Genomic DNA, 21,897 nt, shown 5'->3' on the forward strand with positions numbered 1-21,897 from the left:
GGTCGGCCTGGCCACCGAGCTGTCCACCGACGACAGCCCGCGGTTCGTCAACGGCCTGCTGGCCCGGCTCGCCGAGGTCAAGCCCACCCTGGCCTGAGAGACGTCGTCGCCGCCCCGCGCGGCGGCGACCCTCGTGCCGATCCTCTCGCCGCGGACGGCTCGGCGTCGACCGCTGGGCCCGTGTGCCGCCGCGTGACCCGTGGCGGAGTCTCCGAGGTGGCGTGGGACGTCGTCGGCCACTCGAGGCAGGGCATCATGAGCATCTCGACGGAGCTGCTCTCCTGCGTGGAGACGGACGGCATCCGCGTCGTCATCCACTCCGAGGAGGTCCGGGAGGAGGCACCCGATGGTGGGCGTGGACTCCCAGCTGGCCGACGGAAGACGCCGGTGGCACCGGCTGACGTCGTCGGGCGGAGCGCTCCACGGCCTGCCGGGAGGGCTCGACGGCCTCGACGCGGCGGTCGACCGGCTGGGCCCGTTCTGGGCCGGCGAGGTGGATCTGCTCGGCGACGAGGCTCGGCCGCAGTGGGCCGGGAGCCGGTTGTACCGCGACACCCGCGATCCGGCCGACACTCGGCTCTTCGGGGTGCTGGACGCCTTGGCTGTCCGCTCGGGGGACCTGCTCGTCGGTCTCGTCGACCGGCCGACGGTGGCCTGGGCCGAGGGCACAGGGCTCGACAGCGGGTGCGCCGTCGTCCGGGACGCGGAGACAGGCGCCGAGATGCAGATGGTGGGGGCGATCTTCGCGGATCTGTTCCCGGCGAACGGCGGCAGGCTCCACGTCGCACCCTCGGTGCTCCTGCGGACGATCGCCGGGAGGCTCAGCCCGACGGACGAGGACCGGGCTCGTGCGGCGCTGGAGTCCGCGCACGTCTGGGAGCGGTACGTGCTCCGGGCGCCGCGGCGGGGGGTGTTCCGTCGGGCGGTGTCGTTGTCGGACGCGTCGGCCCGGCAGGTGCTGGCTGCGCTCGGGCCCGGTGGGGTGCTGGGGGACGGACCGGACCCGGTGTCCTGGTACGACCCGGGGGCGGGCTGGTGGACCGCGGCCGCAGGGCTGGAGCGGGCGCCGGAGGGCGACGGGGTGGCGGCGGTGGTCGTCCACGTCGTCGGCGGGCCGGAGGACTCGCAGGTCGGCACGGATCCGGGGAACCTCGGGCTGTTCCTCGCGCGGGTGCGCAGGGTGGCGGCCGAGCACGGGCTGGAGCTCGATCGGACCCTCGGCCCCGGCCGGTCCTGGGACGACGACCCGTCGCCGTCACCCTGACCGGCCGGGACCCCCCTCAGCCGAGGGACGCGCTGGCGAAGACGACCTCCGGCCAGGGCGAGGCGGCGACGTGACGGCGGTGGGTCTCGGCGTCGGCGCCCCGGGGCGGGAAGAGGCTCGCGAACGCCGGCGTGCGCACGGGCGTCGGAGCGGGCGGCGCACACAGGACGTCACCGGTGGGGGTCGTGCGGTCGGTGTCGGGCATCGCGGGCCTCCTTCGCGGCGCGTCGGGTCGAGGCCGTCAGTACATCACGCGACGTTATGGATCCGATAGGAGTTCGTGATGTGTCTCAGCCTGCGGTCACCCCGCCCGCCCGTCGCGGGGACCGAACGCGGCGAGGGCGTCGACGTCGGAGTGGCGGCCGCGGACGTACTCGTCCACCCAGGCGGCGGCGTCGGGATACGCGGACTCGGCGACGACGCGCTCGCACACGGCGTCGAGGTCGACCTCGGTGCGGCGCAGCGACACCTGTCCGTCGTGCAGCAGCGCCCACGACCCGCCGACCGACCCGTAGGGCATGCCGACGCTGCCCGGGTTGACGACGACCCGCCGGTCCAGCAGCCGCACGAACGGCATGTGCGTGTGCCCGCAGCACACGACCCGGACGGTGTCGGGGACGTCCGCGAACGCCTCGACCCACCGGGCGACGCGGGTGTCAACGAGGACGACCTCGTCGTCGTCGCGGGGGGAGCCGTGGCAGAACAGCACCTCCCCGAACCCGGCGACCGGCCGGACCACGGGGTGCGGCAGCCCGGCCAGCAGCTCCAGCCGGCCGGCCCCGAGCACGCCCGCGGCGAAGACCGACTCCGGGTGCTCGCACGGCTCGCCGCGGGAGACGCCGACGACCTCGCGGTCGGCGTTGCCCCGCACGAGGAGCACGCGGTCCCCGAGCCCCATGAGCAGCTCGAGCGTCTCCACCGGCATCGGGCCGGACACGAGGTCGCCGGTGACGACGACGAGGTCGGCGGAGCGCACGTCCGGCTCGGCGAGCACCGCCTCGAGCACCGGCGGGACGCCGTGGGTGTCGGACAGGACGGCGACGCGGGCGGCTGCGGGCTCCATGACCCGACGGTAGGCCCGGGGACACGTGTCCGGCGCGTGGTCCGCCGTCGGCGGAACGGGTCCCAGCGTCTACAGTGGGCCCCGCACGACGACGTCCTTTAACGACCTGTCCGGTGAGGCAGGGAAGGAGGTCCGCACGCGGATGACGCGCGCCGACGACACCATGCCCGCGGGCGACGCCCCCGGTGCCCCGCGCACCGTGATGAGCGAGCCCGACATCTCCCGGGCGCTGCGCCGCATCGCCCACGAGGTCGTCGAGCACAACAAGGGCGCCGACGACCTGCTCCTCCTCGGCATCCCGACCCGTGGGGTCGAGCTCGCCCGCCGCCTGGCCGCGCTCCTCCACGACGTCGAGGGAGCCCGCGTCCCCGTCGGCGAGCTGGACATCACGATGTTCCGCGACGACCTGCGCCACCAGCCGACCCGGGCGCCGCTGCCCACCCGGATCCCGCCGGAGGGCGTCGACGACCGCGTGGTCGTCCTCGTCGACGACGTCCTCTACTCCGGCCGCACCATCCGGGCCGCCCTGGACGCCCTGTCCGACCTCGGCCGCCCGCGCGCCGTCCGGCTGGCCGTGCTCGTCGACCGCGGACACCGCGAGCTGCCGATCCGGGCCGACCACGTCGGCAAGAACCTGCCGACCTCGCACACCGAGCGGGTCATGGTCCGCCTGGCGGGCGTCGACGAGTCCGGCGACTCGGTGTCCATCGCGGTCGGCGAGACCCGCGCCGGTCGGCCGTCGGCGCCGGAGGGGGGCACCCGGTGAAGCACCTGCTCTCCAGCGCGGACCTCACCCGCGACGACGTGCGCACCCTGCTCGGCACGGCCGCGGAGATGCACGAGGTGCAGCGGCGCGACGTCAAGAAGCTGCCGACCCTGCGCGGGCGGACCGTCATCAACCTCTTCTTCGAGGACTCGACCCGGACCCGCAGCAGCTTCGAGATCGCGGGCAAGTGGATGAGCGCCGACACCATCAACATCACGGGCAAGGGCTCGTCGGCGTCGAAGGGCGAGAGCCTGCGCGACACCGTGCGCACCATCGACGCGATGGCCGTCGACTGCGTCGTCATCCGGCACATGGCCAGCGGCGCCGCCCATCAGGTGGCCCAGTGGGTCGACGCCAGCGTCGTCAACGCCGGCGACGGCACCCACGAGCACCCGACCCAGGCGCTGCTCGACGCGTACACGATGGAGCAGCGGCTCGGCGACCTCGCGGGCCGCCGGGTGGCGATCGTCGGCGACCTCACCCACAGCCGGGTCTTCCGCTCCAACGCCATCACCCTGCGCACGCTCGGCGCCGACGTCACCCTCTGTGCCCCGCCGACCCTCATGCCGAGCGGCATCCGGCCGTGGGCGGAGGCCGACGGGATGCACCTCACCGACGACCTCGACGCCGTGCTCGCCGCCGGCCCGGACGCCGTGATGATGCTCCGGGTGCAGCGCGAGCGGATGAGCGGCGGCTTCTTCCCCACCCCCCGCGAGTACACCGTCGGGTTCGGCCTGACCCGCGAGCGCCTCCGGACCCTCGTGGCCGCCAACCCCGACGCGGTGGTCTGCCACCCCGGCCCGATGAACCGGGGCCTGGAGATCAGCGCCGACGCCGCCGACGCCGCCCAGAGCCTCGTGCTGGACCAGGTCTCGGCCGGCGTCGCGGTGCGGATGGCCGTCCTGTACCACCTGCTGGCCGGCGAGGAGGACTCCCCATGAGCCGTGGCACCGGCGACCGGCTCGTCACCGGCGTCACCTACCTCGACGCCGACGGGACCCCGTGCCGCGGCGACCTCGCGCTGCGCGAGGGCCTGGTCACCGAGGTGGGCCGGGTCGAGGACACCGAGGGCCTGACCCGCCTCGACGCCGACGGCCTCGTCGTCCTGCCCGGGTTCGTCGACCTGCACACCCACCTGCGCCAGCCGGGCCGCGAGGACGCCGAGACCGTCCCGTCCGGCTCCCGGGCCGCGGCGGCCGGCGGGTACACCGCGGTCCTCGCCATGGCCAACACCACCCCGGTCACCGACACCGCCGAGGCCGCCGAGCACGTCCTCGACCTCGGCCGCGCCTGCGGGCTCGTCGACGTCGTCCCGGTCGGCGCCGTGACCAAGGGCCTGGAGGGCCACGAGCTGGCCGAGCTCGGGCTCATGCACCGCAGCCGGGCCCGGGTGCGGGTCTTCTCCGACGACGGCCGCTGCGTCGCCGACGGCCGGGTCATGCGGCGGGCGCTGGAGTACGTGCGGGCCTTCGACGGCGTCGTGAGCCAGCACAGCCAGGACCCCGCCCTCGCCGGGCCGCAGGCCTGCTGCGACGAGGGCGAGCTCTCCGGCCGGCTCGGCCTGCCCGGCTGGCCGCCGGTGGCCGAGGCGAGCATCATCGCCCGCGACGCCATGCTCGCCGAGCACACCGGCAGCAGGGTCCACGTCGCCCACGTGAGCACCGCCGAGGGCCTCGACGTCGTGCGCTGGGCCAAGGCCCGGGGGATCCGGATGACCGCCGAGGTCACCCCGCACCATCTGGCCCTCGGCACCGAGCTCCTCGCGGGCTACGACCCCGTCTACAAGGTGAACCCGCCGCTGCGGCCGACCGAGGACCAGGAGGCGCTGCGCGAGGGCCTGCTGGACGGCACGATCGACGCCGTCGCCACCGACCACGCCCCGCACGCCCGGCACGACAAGGAGCACGCCTTCGTCGACGCCGCCTTCGGGATGCTGGGCCTGGAGACCGCGTTCTCCGTCGTCCACGACCTGCTCGCCGGCGACGGCGGGATGTCGCTCGCCGCCCTGGCCCGGGTCATGTCGACCGCGCCGGCCCGCATCGCCGGGCTGGCCGGGCACGGACGCCCGGTGGCCCCCGGCGAGCCCGCCAACCTCGTCCTCGTCGACCCCACCGCCACGGTCACCGTCGACCGCGACGCCTCCCACTCCCTGTCCCGCAACACCCCGTGGCACGGCCGGACGTACCTCGGCGCCGTCCACACGACGATCCTGCGCGGCGACGTCACCGCGCGGGAAGGAGAGCCGACACCGTGCTGACCACCCGCGAGCCCGCGGTCCTCGTCCTCGAGGACGGCCGCACCTTCACCGGCCGCGCCTACGGCCGCCGGGGCACCACCGTCGGGGAGGCCGTCTTCTCGACCGGCATGACCGGCTACCAGGAGACCCTCACCGACCCCAGCTACCACCGTCAGGTCGTCGTCATGACGGCGCCGCACGTCGGCAACACCGGCTGGAACGACGAGGACGACGAGTCCGGCCGGATCTGGGTCGCCGGGTACGTCGTGCGCGACCCGGCGCTGCGGCCGAGCAGCTGGCGCAGCCGCCGGTCGCTCGAGGACGAGCTGGACGCCCAGGGCGTCGTCGGCATCTGCGACGTCGACACCCGCGCCATCACCCGCCACCTGCGCGAGCGGGGGGCGATGCGGGTCGGGGTGTTCTCCGGCGCGGACGCGGCAGCCGCCCCCGACGAGCTCCTGGCCCGGGTGGCCTCCGCCCCCGAGATGGAGGGCGCGGACCTCGCGGCGGAGGTCGCGACGAAGGAGGCCTACGTCGTCCCGGCAGCGGGGGAGAAGCGGTTCACCGTGGCCGCGGTCGACCTGGGGATCAAGTCGATGACGCCGGCGATGATGGCGCAGCGGGGGATCGAGGTGCACGTGCTGCCCGCCACGGCGACGATCGAGGACGTGCGGGCCGTCGAGCCCGACGGCGTGTTCTTCTCCAACGGCCCCGGCGACCCGGCCACGGCCGAGGTCCAGGCCGAGCTGCTGCGCGGCGTGCTCGACGACGGGATCCCGTACTTCGGCATCTGCTTCGGCAACCAGATCCTCGGCCGCGCGCTCGGCTTCGGGACCTACAAGCTCAAGTACGGCCACCGCGGCATCAACCAGCCGGTCATGGACCGCACGACCGGCAAGGTCGAGGTCACGGCGCACAACCACGGCTTCGCCGTCGACGCGTCGCTGGACCGCGAGTCCGACACCCCCTTCGGGCGGGTGCGGGTCAGCCACGTCTGCCTCAACGACGACGTCGTCGAGGGCCTGGAGTGCCTCGACGTGCCGGCCTTCTCCGTGCAGTACCACCCGGAGGCCGCGGCCGGACCGCACGACGCCGCCTACCTCTTCGACCGGTTCACCGAGCTCATGGAGCGACGGGCCACCGACCACGCCACGCGAGAGGTGAGCGCCTGATGCCCAGGCGCGAGGACATCACGAGCGTGCTCGTCATCGGGTCCGGGCCCATCGTCATCGGGCAGGCCTGCGAGTTCGACTACTCCGGCACCCAGGCCTGCCGGGTGCTGCGCGAGGAGGGCATCCGCGTCGTCCTCGTCAACTCCAACCCGGCGACGATCATGACCGACCCGGAGTTCGCCGACGCCACGTACGTCGAGCCGATCACCCCCGAGATCGTCGAGAAGATCATCGCCAAGGAGCGCCCGGACGCCGTGCTCGCCACCCTCGGCGGGCAGACCGCCCTCAACTGCGCGATGGAGCTGCACGCCCGGGGCGTCCTGGAGCGCTACGACTGCCCGCTCATCGGCGCCAACGTCGAGGCCATCGAGCTCGGCGAGGACCGGGAGAAGTTCAAGACCGTCGTCGACGCCGTCCGCGAGCTCGACGGCCTGCCCGCCGAGTCCGCGCGCTCGAGCATCTGCCACTCGATGGAGGAGGTGCTCGCCGCCGCCGACGACCTCGGCTACCCGGTGGTCGTCCGGCCCTCCTTCACGATGGGCGGTCTCGGCTCCGGCTTCGCGCACACCCCGGAGGAGCTGCGGCGGATCGCCGGCGCCGGGCTGCAGTACAGCCCGGTCCACGAGGTGCTCCTGGAGGAGTCCATCCTCGGCTGGAAGGAGTACGAGCTCGAGCTCATGCGCGACCACGCCGACAACGTCGTCGTCGTCTGCTCCATCGAGAACCTCGACCCGATGGGGGTGCACACCGGCGACTCCATCACCGTCGCCCCGGCCCTCACCCTCACCGACCGCGAGTACCAGACGCTGCGCGACATCGGCATCCAGGTCATCCGCCGCGTCGGGGTCGACACCGGCGGCTGCAACATCCAGTTCGCCGTGAACCCGGCGGACGGCCGGGTCGTCGTCATCGAGATGAACCCGCGGGTCTCCCGCTCCAGCGCCCTGGCGTCCAAGGCCACCGGCTTCCCGATCGCGAAGATCGCCGCGAAGATGGCCGTCGGCTACACCCTGGACGAGGTCCCGAACGACATCACCGAGGAGACCCCGGCCTCCTTCGAGCCGACGCTGGACTACGTCGTCGTCAAGGCGCCGCGGTTCGCCTTCGAGAAGTTCCCGGCCGCCGACGACACCCTGACGACGACGATGAAGTCGGTCGGCGAGGCGATGGCCATCGGCCGCTCCTTCGCCGAGGCGCTGCAGAAGGCCCTGCGCTCGCTGGAGAAGGCCGGGTCGAGCTTCCACTGGGACGGCCCGGTGCCCTCCGCCGACGAGGCCCGGGCGCTGCTCGAGCAGGCCCGGCGCCCCACCGACGGGCGGATCGTCGCCGTGCAGCAGGCGCTGCGCGGCGGCCTCACCGTCGAGGAGGTGCACGACGCCACCGGCATCGACCCGTGGTTCCTCGACCAGATCGCGCTCGTCGACGACGTCGCGCAGGCCGTCGCCGACGCCGACCAGCTGACCCCCGACCTGCTGCGCCTGGCCAAGCGCACCGGCTTCAGCGACGCCCAGCTCGCGTCCCTGCGGGCCATGCCCGAGGCCGTCGTCCGCGGCGTGCGGCACGCCCTCGGGGTGCGGCCGGTCTACAAGACGGTCGACACCTGCGCCGCCGAGTTCGCCGCCCGCACGCCCTACCACTACAGCGCCTACGACACCGAGAGCGAGGTGATGCCGCGCGAACGCCCCGCCGTCATCATCCTCGGCTCGGGACCGAACCGGATCGGCCAGGGCGTCGAGTTCGACTACTCCTGCGTCCACGCCTCCTTCGCCCTGCGCGACGCCGGCTACGACACGGTGATGGTCAACTGCAACCCCGAGACCGTCTCCACCGACTACGACACGAGCAGCCGGCTCTACTTCGAGCCGCTGACCCTCGAGGACGTCCTCGAGGTCGTCCACGCCGAGCAGCAGGCCGGACCGGTGGCCGGCGTCGTCGTCCAGCTCGGCGGGCAGACCCCGCTCGGGCTGGCCAAGGCGCTCAAGGACAACGGCGTGCCCGTCGTCGGGACCTCGCCGGAGGCCATCGACCTCGCCGAGGACCGCGGCGCCTTCGGGCGGGTCCTCGCCGAGGCCGGGCTGCCCGCGCCCAAGCACGGCACCGCCTACAGCGCCCACGAGGCCGTGGCCATCGCCCGCGAGATCGGCTACCCGGTGCTCGTGCGGCCCTCCTACGTCCTCGGCGGGCGCGGCATGGAGATCGTCTACGACGACGCGACGCTGTCCGCCTATGTCGAGCGCGCGACCGTCGCCGGACCCGAGCACCCCGTGCTCGTCGACAAGTTCCTCGACGACGCCATCGAGATCGACGTCGACGTCCTCTACGACGGTGAGGAGATGTACCTCGGCGGGATCATGGAGCACATCGAGGAGGCCGGCATCCACTCCGGCGACTCCTCGTGCGCCCTGCCGCCGGTGACCCTCGGCGCCACCGAGCTCGAGCGGGTCCGCGAGTCCACCCGGCGCCTGGCCGAGGGCATCGGCGTGCGCGGGCTGATGAACGTCCAGTTCGCCCTGGCCCAGGACATCCTCTACGTCCTCGAAGCCAACCCCCGCGCGTCACGCACCGTGCCGTTCGTCGCCAAGTCCACCGGCGTCGCGCTGGCCAACGCGGCCTCGCGGATCATGCTCGGCGCCTCGATCGCCCGGCTGCGCGAGGAGGGGGTCCTGCCCCGGCACACCGACGGCGGGCGGGTGCCGCCCACCGCGCCGGTGTCGGTCAAGGAGGCCGTCCTGCCGTTCAAGCGGTTCCGCACGGCCGAGGGCACCGTCGTCGACAGCCTGCTCGGGCCCGAGATGCGCTCCACCGGTGAGGTCATGGGCATCGACGTCGACTTCGGCCGCGCCTTCGCCAAGGCCCAGCTCGGCGCCATCGGCGGGCTGCCCACCTCCGGCACGGTGTTCGTCTCCGTCGCCAACCGCGACAAGCGCGCCATCCTCTTCCCGGTCAAGCGCCTCGTCGACCTCGGCTTCCGCATCCTCTCGACCTCCGGGACGGCGGAGGTGCTGCGCCGCAACGGCGTCGACGCCGACGTCGTCCTCAAGCACGCCGAGCGCGGCGAGGGCGGCACCTCGGTCGTCGACCTCATCAACGCGGGCGAGATCGCGATGGTCGTCAACTCCCCGAGCGGGACGAGCCCGACGACCCGGGCCGACGGCTACGCCATCCGGGCGGCGACGACGGCCATGGACCGGCCCATCGTCACCACCGTCCAGCAGCTGGCCGCCGCCGTCCTCGCCATCGAGGCGGTGCAGCAAGGCGACCTCGACGTCACCTCGCTCCAGGACCACGCGGCCGCCCTCGACCTCTTCGGCGTGGGGCCGGCGTGAGCGGCGGCGTGGTCCGGGTCACCGGCGAGCTCATCGCGGTCCGGCGGGCCGGGGCCTACCACCACCTCACCGTCGTCGCGCCGGGCGTCGCCGAGCTCGCCCACCCCGGGCAGTTCGTCGCGCTCGCCGTCGGCGGGCCCACCTCGGCGAACCTCCTGCGTCGCTGCTTCTCCCTCCACCGGGTCAAGCCGTCGGGCACGTACGGCGGCACCGTCGACGTCGTCGTCTCCGCCGTCGGCGCCGGGACGCGCTGGCTCACCGCGCTGCGGCCGCACGACCCGGTCGACGTCGTCGGCCCGCTGGGGCGGGCCTTCCCGCTGCCCGCCGAGCCCGTCCCCTGCGTCCTCGTCGGCGGCGGCTACGGCTCGGCGCCGCTGTTCTGGCTGGCCGAGACGCTGCGCGAGCGCGGCTGCCACGTCGAGCTCGTGCTCGGCGCGGCCTCGGAGGACCGGCTGTTCGGCGTCGTCGAGGGCCGGCGCAGCGCCGACGCCGTGCACGTGACGACCGACGACGGCTCGGCCGGCACGAAGGGGTGGGTCTCGGACGTGCTCGGCGAGGTCATCGAGCGCACCAAGGCCTCGGTCGTCTACGGCTGCGGGCCCATGGCCATGCTGCGCTCGGTCACCGAGGTCGCGGCCGCGCACGGCGCCGTCGCCCAGGTCGCCGTCGAGGAGTCCATGGCCTGCGGCATCGGGGTCTGCATGACCTGCGTCCTGCCCGTCACCGGAGCCGACGGCCGCACCCGGATGGTCCGCTCCTGCGTCGAGGGCCCGGTGTTCCGCGGCGACCGGGTGCGCTGGGACGCGCTGGACGGCGGGATCACCCGGGTGCCGGACGACGCCGTGGGCGCCCCCCGGCCCGGAGGCCACTGATGGCCGACATGACGACCGCCCTCGGCGCCACCCGGCTGCCGAACCCCGTGATGACGGCCTCGGGCTGCGCGGCCAACGGCAAGGAGCTGCACCGCTTCTTCCCCGTGTCCGACCTCGGCGCGTTCACCACGAAGACCGTGATGCGCGACCCGCGTTCGGGCCGGCCGACGCCGCGGATGGCCGAGACCGACTCCGGGATGCTCAACTCCATCGGGCTCCAGGGCCCGGGCATCGAGACCTTCTGCGTCGACGACCTGCCGTGGCTCGCCACCCAGGGGGCCCGGGTGCTCGTCTCGGTCGCCGGCGGCACCGCCGAGGAGTTCGGCGAGGTCGTCGACCGGCTCGTCACCTCGCCCGGCTGGCCGGCCGTCGTCGGGGTCGAGGCGAACATCTCCTGCCCCAACGTCGCCAACCGCGGGCTCGTCTTCGCCTGCGACCCGGTGTCCTCCGAGCGCGTCGTGCGGATCGTGCGCGGCCGGGTCCCCGCCGGGACCCCCGTCTTCGCCAAGCTCACCCCCGACGTCACGGACGTCGTCGCCATCGCCTCGGCGGCCCTCGGTGCGGGCGCCACCGGTCTGACGATGATCAACACGCTGCTCGGCGTCGTCGTCGACACCGACCGGCTGCGACCCCGGCTGGCCGGCGTCACCGGCGGGCTGTCCGGTCCGGCGATCCTGCCGGTCGCCGTCCGCGCCGTCTGGCAGGTGACCGCCGCCATGCGCGCCGGCCTGCTGCCCCGGGCGCCCGTCATCGGGGTCGGGGGAGTGCGCACCGGCGCCGACGCCCTGCAGCTCGTCGCCGCCGGCGCCAGTGCCGTGCAGGTCGGGACCGCGACCTTCAACGACCCGTCCGCGCCGCGCCGGGTGCTCGCCGAGCTCGAGGCCGAGATCGACCGGCACGGGTTCGACCGGTTCGCCGACGTCGTCGGCATCGCCCACGAGAGGACCGCCGCGCCATGACCGAGACCCCCTTCGGAGACCGGCTGCGGGCGGCGATGGACGCCCACGGGCCGTTCTGCCCCGGGATCGACCCGCACGCCGCCCTCCTGGAGTCCTGGGGGCTGCCGGACACCGTGGAGGGCCTGGCGGACTTCGCCCGCACCTGCGTCGAGGCGTTCGGGGGCGCGGTGGCGTGCGTCAAGCCGCAGTCGGCCTTCTTCGAGCGGTTCGGGTCGGCCGGCGTCGCCGTCCTCGAGGACACCCTCGCCGGGCTGCGCGCGGCCGGCACGCTCAGCCTGCTGGACGCCAAGCGCGGCGACATCGGCACGACGATGGCCGGGTACGCGTGGGCGTACCTCTCTTCGGACTCGCCGCTGCGCGCCGACGCCGTCACCGTGAGCCCCTACCTCGGCTACGGCTCGCTGCGGCCCGCGCTCGACCTCGCCGCCGCCACCGGCCGCGGGGTGTTCGTCCTCACCCTCACCTCCAACCCGGAGGGGCCGTCGGTGCAGCACGCCGTCCGGGACGGGCGCAGCGTCGCCGCGGGAGTGGTCGACGGGGTCACCGCCGACAACGCGGCCGCGCGCGAGCGGGGTGGCCTCGGCAGCGTGGGGATGGTCGTCGGCGCCACCGTCGGCAGCGCCGCCACGGACCTGGGGCTGGACCTCGCGGGCAGCGCGGCGCCGCTGCTCGCCCCCGGTCTCGGCGCCCAGGGCGGCACCCCCGCGGCGCTGCGCGCCACCTTCGGCGACGCCCTCCCGCAGGTGCTCGGCACGAGCTCCCGCGAGGTCCTCGCGGCCGGACCGGACGTCGGCGCCCTGCGGGCCGCGGCGCGCTCCGCGGCGGACGCGCTGGTCACGGCCCTGGACACGCCGCCCACCTGATCTCGCCGCGCCCGCGAACGTCGGATACAGTCGCAAACGTACAGCCGGGTGTTGAGCAGCCAGCATCCGCAGTGACAGCAAGGAAGTCTCCGTGGCACTCCCTCCGCTCACCCAGGAACAGCGCAGCGCGGCCCTCGAGAAGGCCGCCGCCTCTCGTCGCGAGCGCGCCGAGGTCAAGAACCGGCTCAAGCACTCCGGCGCCTCGCTCCAGGCCGTCATCGACGAAGGCCGCCGCAACGACGTCATCGGCAAGATGCGCGTCTCCGCCCTCCTCGAGTCCATGCCCGGCGTCGGTCGCGTCCGCGCCCGCCAGATCATGGAGGACATCGGCATCTCCGAGAGCCGCCGCGTCCGCGGCCTCGGCCAGAACCAGGTCGCCGCCCTGCTCGTCCGCTTCGGGCGGCAGTGACGGGTCGCTCCCGCCTCACCGTCCTCGCCGGTCCCACCGCCGTCGGCAAGGGGACCGTCGCGGCGTACGTGCGGGAGCACCACCCCGAGATCTGGCTCTCGGTCTCCGCGACGACCCGCCGGCCCCGCCCCGGCGAGGTCGACGGCGTCCACTACCACTTCGTCTCCGAGGACCGCTTCGAGGAGATGGTCGCGGCCGGTGAGCTCCTGGAGTGGGCGGTGGTCCACGGCCGGGCCCGGTACGGCACGCCCCGCGCCCCCGTCGAGGAGGTCCTCGCCGCCGGCCGGCCCGCCCTCCTCGAGATCGACCTCCAGGGAGCGCGGCAGGTCCGGCGCACGATGCCGGACGCGTTCTTCGTCTTCCTCGCCCCGCCCAGCTGGGACGAGCTCGTGCGCCGGCTCGTCGGCCGCGGCACCGAGGACGAGGAGGAGCGGGCCGCCCGGCTCGAGACCGCACGGACCGAGCTCGCCGCGGCCGCGGAGTTCGACGTCACCGTCGTCAACGACGACGTTCGGCGCGCGGCCGAGGACCTCGTATCATGGACGCGAACCCCCGTCCCCGTCGCGAAACGAGACTGACGCGTGCCTGGCACCACCGCCAACCCCATCGGCATCACCAACCCCCCGATCGACGAGCTCCTCGAGCGCGCCGACTCCAAGTACGCCCTCGTGCTGTACTCGGCCAAGCGGGCCCGGCAGATCAACGCCTACTACGCCCAGCTCCAGGAGGGGCTGCTCGAGTACGTCGGCCCGCTCGTCGACTCTGAGGTGCACGAGAAGCCGCTGTCGATCGCGCTGCGCGAGATCAACGAGGGCCTGCTGACCTCCGAGCCCACGAACGAGGGCGGCGACCAGCCGACCCAGGCCTGACCGACGTGAAGGTCGTCCTCGGGGTCGCCGGGGGCATCGCGGCGTACAAGGCCTGTGCGCTGCTGCGCCTCCTCTCCGAGGCCGGCCACGACGTCACCGTCGTCCCCACCGCCTCCGCCCTGCACTTCGTCGGCGAGGCGACGTGGGCGGCGCTGTCGGGCAAGCCGGTGCACACCGACGTCTGGTCCGACATCACCGAGGTCCCGCACGTGCGGATCGGCCAGGAGGCCGACCTCGTCGTCGTCGCCCCCGCCACCGCCGACCTCCTCGCGCGGGCGGCCACCGGCCAGGCCGACGACCTCCTGACCAACGTCCTGCTCACGGCGCGGTGCCCGGTCGTCATGGCCCCCGCCATGCACACCGAGATGTACGAGCACCCGGCGACCCAGGCGAACATCTCCACCCTCGGCGAGCGCGGGGTGCACATCGTGCCGCCGGCCTCGGGCCGCCTCACCGGACGCGACTCCGGCCCCGGGCGCCTGCCCGAGCCCGAGCAGCTCTTCGAGGTCTGCGCCCGCGTGCTGGACCGGCGCCGCGCGTCCGGTTCCCTCGCCGGCCGGCGGGTCCTCGTCACCGCCGGCGGCACCCGTGAGCCGCTGGACCCCGTGCGCTACCTGGGCAACCGGTCCTCCGGCAAGCAGGGGTACGCCCTGGCCGCCGTCGCCGCCGAGCGCGGCGCCGAGGTCACCCTCGTCTCCACCGCGTCGCTGACGCCCCCCGAGGGCGTGCGGGTCGTCGCGGTCGAGACCGCCCTCGAGCTCGAGGCCGCCGTGCGGGAGGGGTCCGCCGGGGCCGACGTCGTCGTCATGGCCGCCGCGGTCGCGGACTTCCGGCCCGCCGAGGTCGCGGCGCACAAGATCAAGAAGACCCACGACGGCGACGACGACGACTCGGCGCCCACCGTCGCGCTCGTGCGCAACCCCGACGTCCTGGCCGGGCTCGTCGCGGCCCGGGGTGGCTCGTCCGCCCCGGTGCTCGTGGGGTTCGCCGCCGAGACCGGCGACGCCGACGGCTCCGTCCTCGAGCACGGCCGGGCCAAGCTCGAGCGGAAGGGCTGCGACGTCCTCGTCGTCAACGAGGTCGGCGGCGGCCGGGCCTTCGGCACCGACGACAACACCGTGCACGTGCTGCGGCGGGGGAGCGCCGACGTCGTCGACGTCGGGCCCGCGACCAAGACCGCCGTGTCCGCGGCGGTCTGGGACGTCGTCACCGACCTCCTGCCGGCCCCGACCGCCTGAGCCCACCAACGGACACGCCGCTCGCGCGGGGCGCGGACGGCGTGTCGGTGGGTCCTCTCGGCGGATGAGCCCCCGCCGGGTGGGAGGGCGGGTCAGCGGCGGGCGCCGGCCTTGACGCCCCGCGCGTTCTTGCCGGGCGTGGCGACGTCGGCGGCCGGCTCCTCGTCCTGGTCCTCGACCGGGTCGCCCTCGGCGACGTCGTCGCCCGCGTCGGTGTCGTCCGCGGCCTCGACCTCCTCCTGCGAGGCGTCGTCGACCTCGACCTCCTCCTCGGCCGGCTGCTCGTCGACCTCGGCCTCGTCCGCGTCGGCCTCCTCGGCCGGGGCGGCCTCGGGCTGCGCGGCCTCCTGCGGCTGCTGCGGCGGCTCGGCGGCGGCGACGATGGCCTCCGCGGCGGCCGGCCCGCCGAGGGTGGCGAGCATGTTGCGGACGTTGGAGAGCTGGGCGGTGATGCTGTCGCGGCGGGCGGTGGCGGCGGCGAGCTCGCGGTCGGAGTCGCGGCGGACCCGCTCGGCCTGCTCCTTGGCGCTGCGGACGATGGACTCGGCCTCGGCCCGGGCGGACTCCAGGCGGCGGGTGGCCTCCTCCGTCTTGGCCTTGTGGTCGTCCTCGGCCTCGCGGATGAGCAGGTCGGCCCGCTCCTGCACGGCCCGCAGCGCGTCGTCCTGCGTGGCCATCTGGTCGTTGAACTCGGCCGCGGCCTTCTCGCGGCGCTCGCCGAGGGTGCGCTCGAAGTCGGCGGCCTGGGCCGCGGCGGTGGCGCGCTGCTTCTCGAAGTAGGCCTCGGCCTCCTCGCGGCGGGCGGCGGCCTCGCGGGCGGCGTGGTCGATGATGGAGTCGGCCTCGGCCTTGGCCCGCGACAGGGTCTCGGCGGCGTCGGTGTCGGCGCGGTTGCGGACCTCCTCGGCGTAGCGGTCGGCCTCGGCCCGGGTCAGCTGCGACTCCTCCGCGGCGGCCCGGCGGTGCTCGTCGGCCTCGCTCGTCGCCGCGGACCGGATCGAGCCGGCCTCCTCGTCGGCCAGGCCGAGCATCCGCCCGATCCGCTCGCCGAGGTCGGCGTACGTGGGGCTGGAGGCCTTGCGGGCGTCGTCCTCGAGCTCGGCGACCCGGGTGCGCAGCTGCTCGAGCTCGCCACCGGCCGAGTCGCTGTCCTGGCGCGCCTTGGTCAGCTGGACCGAGCTCTCGGCCGCCTCCTGGCGGGCCGCCTCGGCCTCGCGACGGGCGGACTCGACGGCCTGGTGGAGCGCAGCGACGTGGGCGTCGACCTGGACGGGGTCGTAGCCGCGGAAGACGGTCGGGAACTCCGGCTGGTTCATGTGGGCTCCTGGTCAGAGGTGGAGGGATGGGGCTGGTCGTCGGTGGTGCGCGGCGTCGCGCCGTCGTCGTGCGCGGCGGACCCGTCGTGGACGGCGAGGGCCTCGATGACCCCGGACAGCCGTCCCAGCTGGGCGGTGATGGCGTCGCGACGCGCTGCGAGTGTATGCACCTCGGCGCGCGCCCGCTCGACCGCCGCCTGGGCCTCGGCGCGGACGGCGTCGGCCCGCTCGCGGGCCCCCGCCGACGCCTTGACGATCTCGGCCCGGGCGGCCCGGTGGTACTCGTGCGCCTCGCGGTGCATGCGCTCGACGTCCTCGGCGGCGCCCTGCCGGACGAGCCGGGCGCCCTCCTCGGCCTCGGCCAGGCGGCGGTCGGCGCGGGCGCTCGCCTCGGCCTCGCGGCGGTGGGCCTCGGCCAGCAGCCGCTCGGCCTCGCGGGTCGCGGCGTCCTGGGTGCGGGCGGCGTCCGCGCGGGCCTCGGCGAGGACCGACTCGGCGAGCTCGCGCAGCCGCCGGGACTCCGACTCCGCCTCGGCCAGCCGGTCCCGGGACTTCGCGGTGGCGCTGCCGAGCAGGGTCTGGACGCGCTGCCGGTGGCTGCGGGTGCGGTCGACGATCTGCTGGTGGTGCTCGCGGGCCCGCCGGTCGCGCTCGTCCTCGGTGCGGCGCAGGATCTCCCGGACGGTCCCCTGGGCCCAGGTCAGGTGCTTCTCGGCCGCCTCCATGGTCGCCCGGGCCTCGGCCTCGGCGTCGGTGACGACCCGGGCCGCGGTGGCCTGGGCGTCTTCACCCAGCCGGACCCGCTCGGCGTCGGACTGCGACTCGCGGGCGGTGACCTCGGCGAGGCGGGCCAGGACCTCGGCCTCGGCGTCCTCGCGGTGGCGGGCCGCGTACTGCTCGGCCTCGCGGCGCAGCCCGTCGAGCTCTCCGTGCGTGGTGTCGCGCAGCAGCGCGAGCTCGCTCGTGTGCGTCGCGTGCTCGGCCGCCCAGCGCTCCTGGTGCGCGCGCTCCTCGTCGGCGAGCCGGGTCATCGTGCTCTCGTGCTCGCCCCGCGCCCTGTCCAGCAGCTGCGCGGCCCGCTCCTGGGCGTCGGCGACGAGCGAGGCCGCCTGCTCCTCGGCCATCGCGATGGCCTCGTCGCTGGCCTTCGTCGCCCGCGCCCGCAGGAGCGAGGCCTGGTCGGCGGCGTCGGCGAGCATGATCTCGACCTCGGCGCGGGTCTCCTCCAGGGTGCGCTCGGCCTCGGTGCGCGACTCCTCGAGACGGGTGCGGACCTCGGTGAGCTCGTGCGAGGCCGTCGAGGTCTCGGAGCGGACCCGGGCCGCCTCGGCCCGTGCCTCGCGCAGCTCGCGGTCGGCCTCCTCGCGCAGCTGGTCGGCGAGCGTCTGCGCACGGGTCAGCAGGGTGAGCGCCTCGTCGACGGGGCTCCCGGAGGTGCTGGTCCCGGAGCCGGTCGGCGTCGCCTCGCTGCTGGACCGGTCTGACACGGCCCCCATGATTCCAGACGGGGCCCGCCACCCGGGCGCGCCGGGCCGCCGTCTCGGTCCCTGGGTAGATTGGTGCGGGTGCCCGCCGCCGCGCGGTGCGCAGAGCCCGTTCCCGTGCGAAGGAGAAGCCGCGTGTCCGCACGCCTGTTCACGTCCGAGTCCGTCACCGAGGGGCACCCGGACAAGATCTGCGACCAGATCTCCGACAGCATCCTCGACGCCATGCTCGCCCAGGACCCGGGGAGCCGGGTCGCGGTCGAGACGATGGTGACCACGGGGCTCGTCCACGTGGCGGGCGAGGTGACCACCCAGGCGTACGTCGAGATCCCGCAGGTCGTCCGCGAGACGGTCCTCGGCATCGGCTACGACTCCTCGACCAAGGGCTTCGACGGCGCGTCCTGCGGCGTCGAGGTCTCCATCGGCCAGCAGAGCCCGGACATCGCGCAGGGCGTCGACACCGCCTACGAGAACCGCACCGGCGGCGTGGACCCCAAGGACAAGCAGGGCGCCGGCGACCAGGGCCTGATGTTCGGCTACGCCTGCGAGGACACCCCGGAGCTCATGCCGCTGCCGATCTTCCTCGCGCACCGGCTCTCGGAGCGGCTGACCGCGGTCCGCAAGAGCGGCGACCTGTCCTACCTGCGCCCGGACGGCAAGACCCAGGTGACCATCGCCTACGAGGGCGACCGCGCCGTGTCCCTCGACGCCGTCGTGCTCTCGACGCAGCACGCGGAGGACGTGAGCCTCGAGGGCCTCCTCGAGCCCGACATCCGCGCCCACGTCATCGAGCCGGTCCTCGCCGAGCTCGCCGACAGCGGCACCGACCTCACGGCGGGCGACTACCGGACCTACATCAACCCCACCGGCAAGTTCGTCATCGGCGGGCCCATGGGCGACGCCGGGCTCACCGGCCGCAAGATCATCGTCGACACCTACGGCGGCATGGCCCGCCACGGCGGCGGCGCCTTCTCGGGGAAGGACCCCTCCAAGGTCGACCGCTCCGCGGCCTACGCGATGCGCTGGGTGGCCAAGAACGTCGTCGCCGCCGGGCTGGCCCGTCGGTGCGAGGTCCAGGTGGCCTACGCCATCGGCGTCGCCCAGCCGGTCGGCCTGTACGTCGAGACCTTCGGCACCGAGACCGCGCCGGTGGAGAAGATCCAGGCCGCCATCCGGTCCGTCTTCGACCTGCGCCCGCTCGGCATCCTCGAGGACCTCGACCTGCTGCGCCCGATCTACCAGGCCACGGCGGCCTACGGCCACTTCGGCCGCACCGCGGCCGAGGGCGTGCCGGACGCGTTCCCGTGGGAGCGCACCGACCGCGTCGAGGCGCTGCAGCGGGCTGTGCACGGCTGAGCCGCGCCGTCGGCCGCCTCGGCTAGGTTCCTGGCCGTGACGGAGACCGGCGCGGGGGACCAGCCGGCCCTCTTCGACGGGGGCCGGCCGGCCCGACCGCGCGCCGCCGGGAAGGACCCGGTCACGCAGGACCGTCCCGTCGCCCTGGTCCAGGTCGACACCGGGCTCGCCCACCTCGACCGCCCCTTCGAGTACACCGTCCCGGAGTCGATGGCCGCGGGCGCGCAGGCCGGCACCCGGGTCAAGGTCCGCTTCGCCGGGCAGGACCTCGGCGGCTGGGTGCTGGGGCGCCGCGACGCCGCCGAGCACCCCGGCCGGCTCACGCCGCTGCGGCGGCTCGTCTCGCCCGAGCCGGTGCTCACCCCCGAGGTGCTCGACGCGGCGCGTGGGGTGGCCTCCCGGTACGCCGGCACCCTCGGCGACGTCCTGCGGCTCGCCGTCCCCCCGCGGCACGCCCGGGCCGAGCAGGCCCTGCCCGCCGAGCCGCCGCCCGCACCCGACCCACCGGCCGCCGCCGAGGACGCCGACGCCGCCTGGGCGGCGTTCCCGGCGGGGCCGGCGTTCCTCGCGCGGCTGCGGGCCGGGGACGCCCCCGCCGCGTCCGTCCTCGCCCTGCCGGCGGTCGACCCCGCCCGGGCCTGGCCGGGGCTGCTCGCCGCCGCCGTGCGGGCCACCGTCGACTCCGGCCGGGGCGCGCTCGTCGTCGTCCCCGACCACCGGGACGTCACCCGGGCCGCCGCCGCCCTGGAGGCGGTGCTCGGGCCCGGCCGGCACGTCCGGCTCACCGCCGACCAGGGACCGCAGGCCCGCTACACGGCGTTCCTCAAGGCCCTGCGGGGCCACGTGCCGGTCGTCGTCGGCACCCGGGCGGCGGCCTTCGCGCCGGTACGCGACCTCGGGCTCGTCGCGTGGTGGGACGACGGCGACGACCTGCTCGACGAGCCGCGCGCCCCCTACCCGCACGTGCGTGAGGTGCTGCTCGCCCGCGCGGCCCGCGAGGGGTCCGCGGTCCTCGCCGCCGGGTACACCCGGACGGCCGCTGTCGCGGACCTCGTCGGGCGCGGGGTGCTCCGGCCGGTGGAGGCGGACCGGGCCACGGTCCGGGCCGCCGTCGCCCCCGTCCGGGTCGCGGGGGAGGGGGCCGACCTCGAGCGCGACGGCGCCACCGCGGCGGCGCACCTGCCGAGCGTCGCCTGGCGGGCGGCCAAGGAGGCCCTGGCCACCGGCCCGGTGCTCGTCCAGGTCCCGCGCCGGGGCTACCTGCCCTCGCTGTCCTGCCAGGACTGCCGCCGCCCGGCGCGGTGCCGGCACTGCGCCGGGCCGCTGGCGCTCACCGGCCCCCAGGGCCCGCCGGCCTGCCGGTGGTGCGGCCGGGTCGAGACCGCCTTCGCCTGCCCCGCGTGCTCCGGCACCCGGCTGCGCTCCTCGGTCGTCGGCGCCCGCCGCACCGCGGAGGAGCTCGGGCGGGCCTTCCCCGGCGTCCCCGTCGAGCGGTCCGGGGCCGGGACGGTGCTCGAGCGGGTCGAGGACGGCCCCCGGCTCGTCGTCAGCACGCCGGGGGCCGAGCCCGTGGCGCCGACGGGCTACGCCGCCGCGCTGCTGCTCGACGCCTGGGCGCTGCTGGACCGCCCGACGCTCGACGCGGGCGAGGAGGCCCTGCGGCGGTGGTGCGCCGCTGCCGCGCTGGTCCGGCCGGGCGGCGACGGGGGACGCGTCGTCCTTGCCGGCGCACCGACCCACGTTCCGATGCCCGCCGTCGAGGCGCTCGTGCGCTGGGACCCCGCCTGGTTCGCCGACCGCGAGCTCACCGAGCGCCGAGAGCTCGCGCTGCCCCCCACCGCACGGCTCGCCGCCCTCACCGGCACCCGCGAGGCCGTCACCGCCACCCTCGGCGGGCTGGAGCTCCCGCCGACGGCGAGCAGCCTCGGCCCGCTGCCGCACGGGGAGGACCGCTGGCGGGCGCTGGTCACCGTGCCCGTCGACGACGCCCCGGCCCTCGCCCGCGAGCTCGCGGCCGCCCGGGCCCACGCCTCGGCGCGCAAGGCCACGGACCCCGTGACGGTCCGGGTCGACCCCCGGGACCCCACCTCCTGACGCCGCCGGGATGGGGCCCCGCCGGGCGCTCCTAGACTCGCCGGGTGCGTCTCGTCCTCGCCGGAACCCCCGACACCGCCGTCCCGTCGCTCCGGGCGCTGCTCGCCTCCCGGCACGAGGTGCTCGCCGTCGTCACCCGGCCCGACGCCCGCGCGGGCCGCGGCCGCACCCTCCACCCGTCCCCGGTCAAGGAGGTCGCGCTCGAGCACGGGCTCGAGGTGCTGACCCCGCAGCGGCCCCGGGACGAGGACTTCCTCCGCCGCCTCCGCGACCTGGCCCCCGACTGCTGCCCCGTCGTCGCCTACGGCGCGCTGCTGCCGCGGGTGGCCCTCGACGTCCCGGCGCACGGCTGGGTGAACCTGCACTTCTCGCTGCTGCCGGCCTGGCGGGGGGCGGCGCCGGTGCAACGGGCGGTCATGGCCGGCGACGCGGTGACCGGGGCCAGCACCTTCGTCATCGAGGAGGGCCTGGACACCGGCCCCGTCCTCGGCACCGTCACCGAGGACGTCCGCCCCGACGACACCGCCGGCACCCTGCTGGACCGGCTGGCCGAGGTCGGGGCCGGGCTGCTCGTCGCGACGATGGACGGGCTGGAGGACGGGTCGCTGCG

Annotated in this window: 20 protein-coding genes and 1 pseudogene; 17 read left to right on the forward strand and 4 right to left on the reverse strand. The window is 75.4% G+C overall.

All coding sequences use genetic code 11. The features are described from left to right. Nucleotides 1-97: pseudogene (locus tag EPD83_RS20785) on the forward strand (transcription antitermination factor NusB); the annotation flags it as partial. 249 nt (nt 98-346) lie between these two features. Next, entirely contained in the window at nt 347-1,264 is a 918-nt protein-coding gene (locus tag EPD83_RS16485) for a hypothetical protein (protein ID WP_128368546.1), read from the forward strand. 16 nt (nt 1,265-1,280) lie between these two features. Here the strand turns inward: EPD83_RS16485 and EPD83_RS16490 are convergent, their stop codons facing one another. Together EPD83_RS16490 and EPD83_RS16495 are read right to left on the reverse strand one after the other, a co-directional pair. Next, on the reverse strand, nt 1,281-1,469 hold the full coding sequence (locus tag EPD83_RS16490) for a hypothetical protein (protein WP_128368547.1): 189 nt from the start codon (nt 1,467-1,469) through the stop codon (nt 1,281-1,283). A 96-nt stretch (nt 1,470-1,565) separates the two neighbouring features. Further along, complete coding sequence (locus tag EPD83_RS16495) at nt 1,566-2,327, reverse strand: metallophosphoesterase family protein (protein ID WP_165566877.1); 762 nt, start codon at nt 2,325-2,327, stop codon at nt 1,566-1,568. A gap of 142 nt (nt 2,328-2,469) precedes the next feature. Here EPD83_RS16495 and pyrR point away from each other — a divergent pair, with 142 nt between their 5' ends. From pyrR to coaBC, 12 genes are all read left to right on the forward strand, one after another. After that, nucleotides 2,470-3,093 carry a bifunctional pyr operon transcriptional regulator/uracil phosphoribosyltransferase PyrR gene (gene pyrR, locus EPD83_RS16500; RefSeq protein ID WP_322095801.1) on the forward strand — a complete coding sequence of 208 codons (624 nt, stop codon included), beginning with the start codon at nt 2,470-2,472 and terminating at the stop codon, nt 3,091-3,093. Continuing rightward, nucleotides 3,090-4,034, forward strand: a complete 945-nt coding sequence (locus EPD83_RS16505; protein WP_128367524.1) for an aspartate carbamoyltransferase catalytic subunit — start codon at nt 3,090-3,092, stop codon at nt 4,032-4,034. The genes pyrR and EPD83_RS16505 overlap by 4 nt, the downstream gene beginning before the upstream one ends. Next, nucleotides 4,031-5,350 carry a dihydroorotase gene (locus EPD83_RS16510; RefSeq protein WP_128367525.1) on the forward strand — a complete coding sequence of 440 codons (1,320 nt, stop codon included), beginning with the start codon at nt 4,031-4,033 and terminating at the stop codon, nt 5,348-5,350. Before EPD83_RS16505 ends, EPD83_RS16510 begins: the two co-directional genes overlap by 4 nt. Then, entirely contained in the window at nt 5,344-6,501 is a 1,158-nt protein-coding gene (gene carA, locus EPD83_RS16515) for a glutamine-hydrolyzing carbamoyl-phosphate synthase small subunit (RefSeq protein WP_165566878.1), read from the forward strand. The genes EPD83_RS16510 and carA overlap by 7 nt, the downstream gene beginning before the upstream one ends. Then, a complete protein-coding gene (carB, locus tag EPD83_RS16520; protein WP_165566879.1) occupies nt 6,501-9,827 on the forward strand; it encodes a carbamoyl-phosphate synthase large subunit in 3,327 nt (1,108 codons plus the stop codon). Before carA ends, carB begins: the two co-directional genes overlap by 1 nt. After that, nucleotides 9,824-10,699 (forward strand): dihydroorotate dehydrogenase electron transfer subunit, encoded by an 876-nt coding sequence (locus tag EPD83_RS16525; protein ID WP_164896227.1) that lies wholly within the window; start codon nt 9,824-9,826, stop codon nt 10,697-10,699. Before carB ends, EPD83_RS16525 begins: the two co-directional genes overlap by 4 nt. Further along, nucleotides 10,699-11,658, forward strand: coding sequence for a dihydroorotate dehydrogenase (locus EPD83_RS16530; RefSeq protein WP_128366116.1), 960 nt, complete (start codon nt 10,699-10,701; stop codon nt 11,656-11,658). Before EPD83_RS16525 ends, EPD83_RS16530 begins: the two co-directional genes overlap by 1 nt. Then, nucleotides 11,655-12,521, forward strand: a complete 867-nt coding sequence (pyrF, locus tag EPD83_RS16535; protein WP_128366117.1) for an orotidine-5'-phosphate decarboxylase — start codon at nt 11,655-11,657, stop codon at nt 12,519-12,521. The genes EPD83_RS16530 and pyrF overlap by 4 nt, the downstream gene beginning before the upstream one ends. Before the next feature lie 91 nt (nt 12,522-12,612). Further along, the gene (gene mihF, locus EPD83_RS16540; RefSeq protein WP_128366118.1) at nt 12,613-12,930 is read left to right on the forward strand and encodes an integration host factor, actinobacterial type; all 318 of its coding nucleotides are present in this window, start codon (nt 12,613-12,615) and stop codon (nt 12,928-12,930) included. Further along, on the forward strand, nt 12,927-13,508 hold the full coding sequence (gmk, locus tag EPD83_RS16545) for a guanylate kinase (RefSeq protein ID WP_128366119.1): 582 nt from the start codon (nt 12,927-12,929) through the stop codon (nt 13,506-13,508). The genes mihF and gmk overlap by 4 nt, the downstream gene beginning before the upstream one ends. A gap of 3 nt (nt 13,509-13,511) precedes the next feature. After that, entirely contained in the window at nt 13,512-13,799 is a 288-nt protein-coding gene (rpoZ, locus tag EPD83_RS16550; protein WP_128366120.1) for a DNA-directed RNA polymerase subunit omega, read from the forward strand. A 5-nt stretch (nt 13,800-13,804) separates the two neighbouring features. Continuing rightward, nucleotides 13,805-15,037, forward strand: a complete 1,233-nt coding sequence (gene coaBC / locus EPD83_RS16555) for a bifunctional phosphopantothenoylcysteine decarboxylase/phosphopantothenate--cysteine ligase CoaBC (protein ID WP_128366121.1) — start codon at nt 13,805-13,807, stop codon at nt 15,035-15,037. Nucleotides 15,038-15,129: 92 nt separating this feature from the next. On the opposite strand, the gene EPD83_RS16560 is transcribed toward coaBC, so the two are convergent. Both EPD83_RS16560 and EPD83_RS16565 read right to left on the reverse strand, forming a co-directional pair. Beyond that, nucleotides 15,130-16,353: a coiled-coil domain-containing protein gene (locus EPD83_RS16560; RefSeq protein WP_164896229.1), complete on the reverse strand. Its 1,224-nt coding sequence runs from the start codon at nt 16,351-16,353 to the stop codon at nt 15,130-15,132. Next, complete coding sequence (locus EPD83_RS16565) at nt 16,350-17,840, reverse strand: coiled-coil domain-containing protein (protein WP_165566880.1); 1,491 nt, start codon at nt 17,838-17,840, stop codon at nt 16,350-16,352. The genes EPD83_RS16560 and EPD83_RS16565 overlap by 4 nt, the downstream gene beginning before the upstream one ends. Before the next feature lie 132 nt (nt 17,841-17,972). Here EPD83_RS16565 and metK point away from each other — a divergent pair, with 132 nt between their 5' ends. The 3 genes from metK to EPD83_RS16580 all read left to right on the forward strand — a co-directional run. Then, entirely contained in the window at nt 17,973-19,193 is a 1,221-nt protein-coding gene (gene metK, locus EPD83_RS16570; RefSeq protein ID WP_128367253.1) for a methionine adenosyltransferase, read from the forward strand. Between the two features lie 36 nt (nt 19,194-19,229). Continuing rightward, nucleotides 19,230-21,287, forward strand: coding sequence for a primosomal protein N' family DNA-binding protein (locus tag EPD83_RS16575; protein WP_165566881.1), 2,058 nt, complete (start codon nt 19,230-19,232; stop codon nt 21,285-21,287). Between the two features lie 44 nt (nt 21,288-21,331). Continuing rightward, nucleotides 21,332-21,897, forward strand: a 566-nt coding sequence (locus tag EPD83_RS16580; protein ID WP_268951210.1) for a methionyl-tRNA formyltransferase, incomplete at its 3' end; no start/stop codon positions are given.

The sequence above is a fragment of the Phycicoccus flavus genome (assembly GCF_004025965.2).
Classification (GTDB): domain Bacteria; phylum Actinomycetota; class Actinomycetes; order Actinomycetales; family Dermatophilaceae; genus Phycicoccus; species Phycicoccus flavus.

Coding starts and splice junctions, on each gene's coding strand:
- pyrR (WP_322095801.1), top strand. CDS start 2,470: ATGACGCGCGCCGACGACACCATGCCCGCGGGCGACGCCCCCGGTGCC.
- EPD83_RS16485 (WP_128368546.1), top strand. CDS start 347: ATGGTGGGCGTGGACTCCCAGCTGGCCGACGGAAGACGCCGGTGGCAC.
- EPD83_RS16560 (WP_164896229.1), bottom strand. CDS start 16,353: ATGAACCAGCCGGAGTTCCCGACCGTCTTCCGCGGCTACGACCCCGTC.
- carB (WP_165566879.1), top strand. CDS start 6,501: ATGCCCAGGCGCGAGGACATCACGAGCGTGCTCGTCATCGGGTCCGGG.
- EPD83_RS16530 (WP_128366116.1), top strand. CDS start 10,699: ATGGCCGACATGACGACCGCCCTCGGCGCCACCCGGCTGCCGAACCCC.
- EPD83_RS16490 (WP_128368547.1), bottom strand. CDS start 1,469: ATGCCCGACACCGACCGCACGACCCCCACCGGTGACGTCCTGTGTGCG.
- EPD83_RS16510 (WP_128367525.1), top strand. CDS start 4,031: ATGAGCCGTGGCACCGGCGACCGGCTCGTCACCGGCGTCACCTACCTC.
- EPD83_RS16495 (WP_165566877.1), bottom strand. CDS start 2,327: ATGGAGCCCGCAGCCGCCCGCGTCGCCGTCCTGTCCGACACCCACGGC.
- pyrF (WP_128366117.1), top strand. CDS start 11,655: ATGACCGAGACCCCCTTCGGAGACCGGCTGCGGGCGGCGATGGACGCC.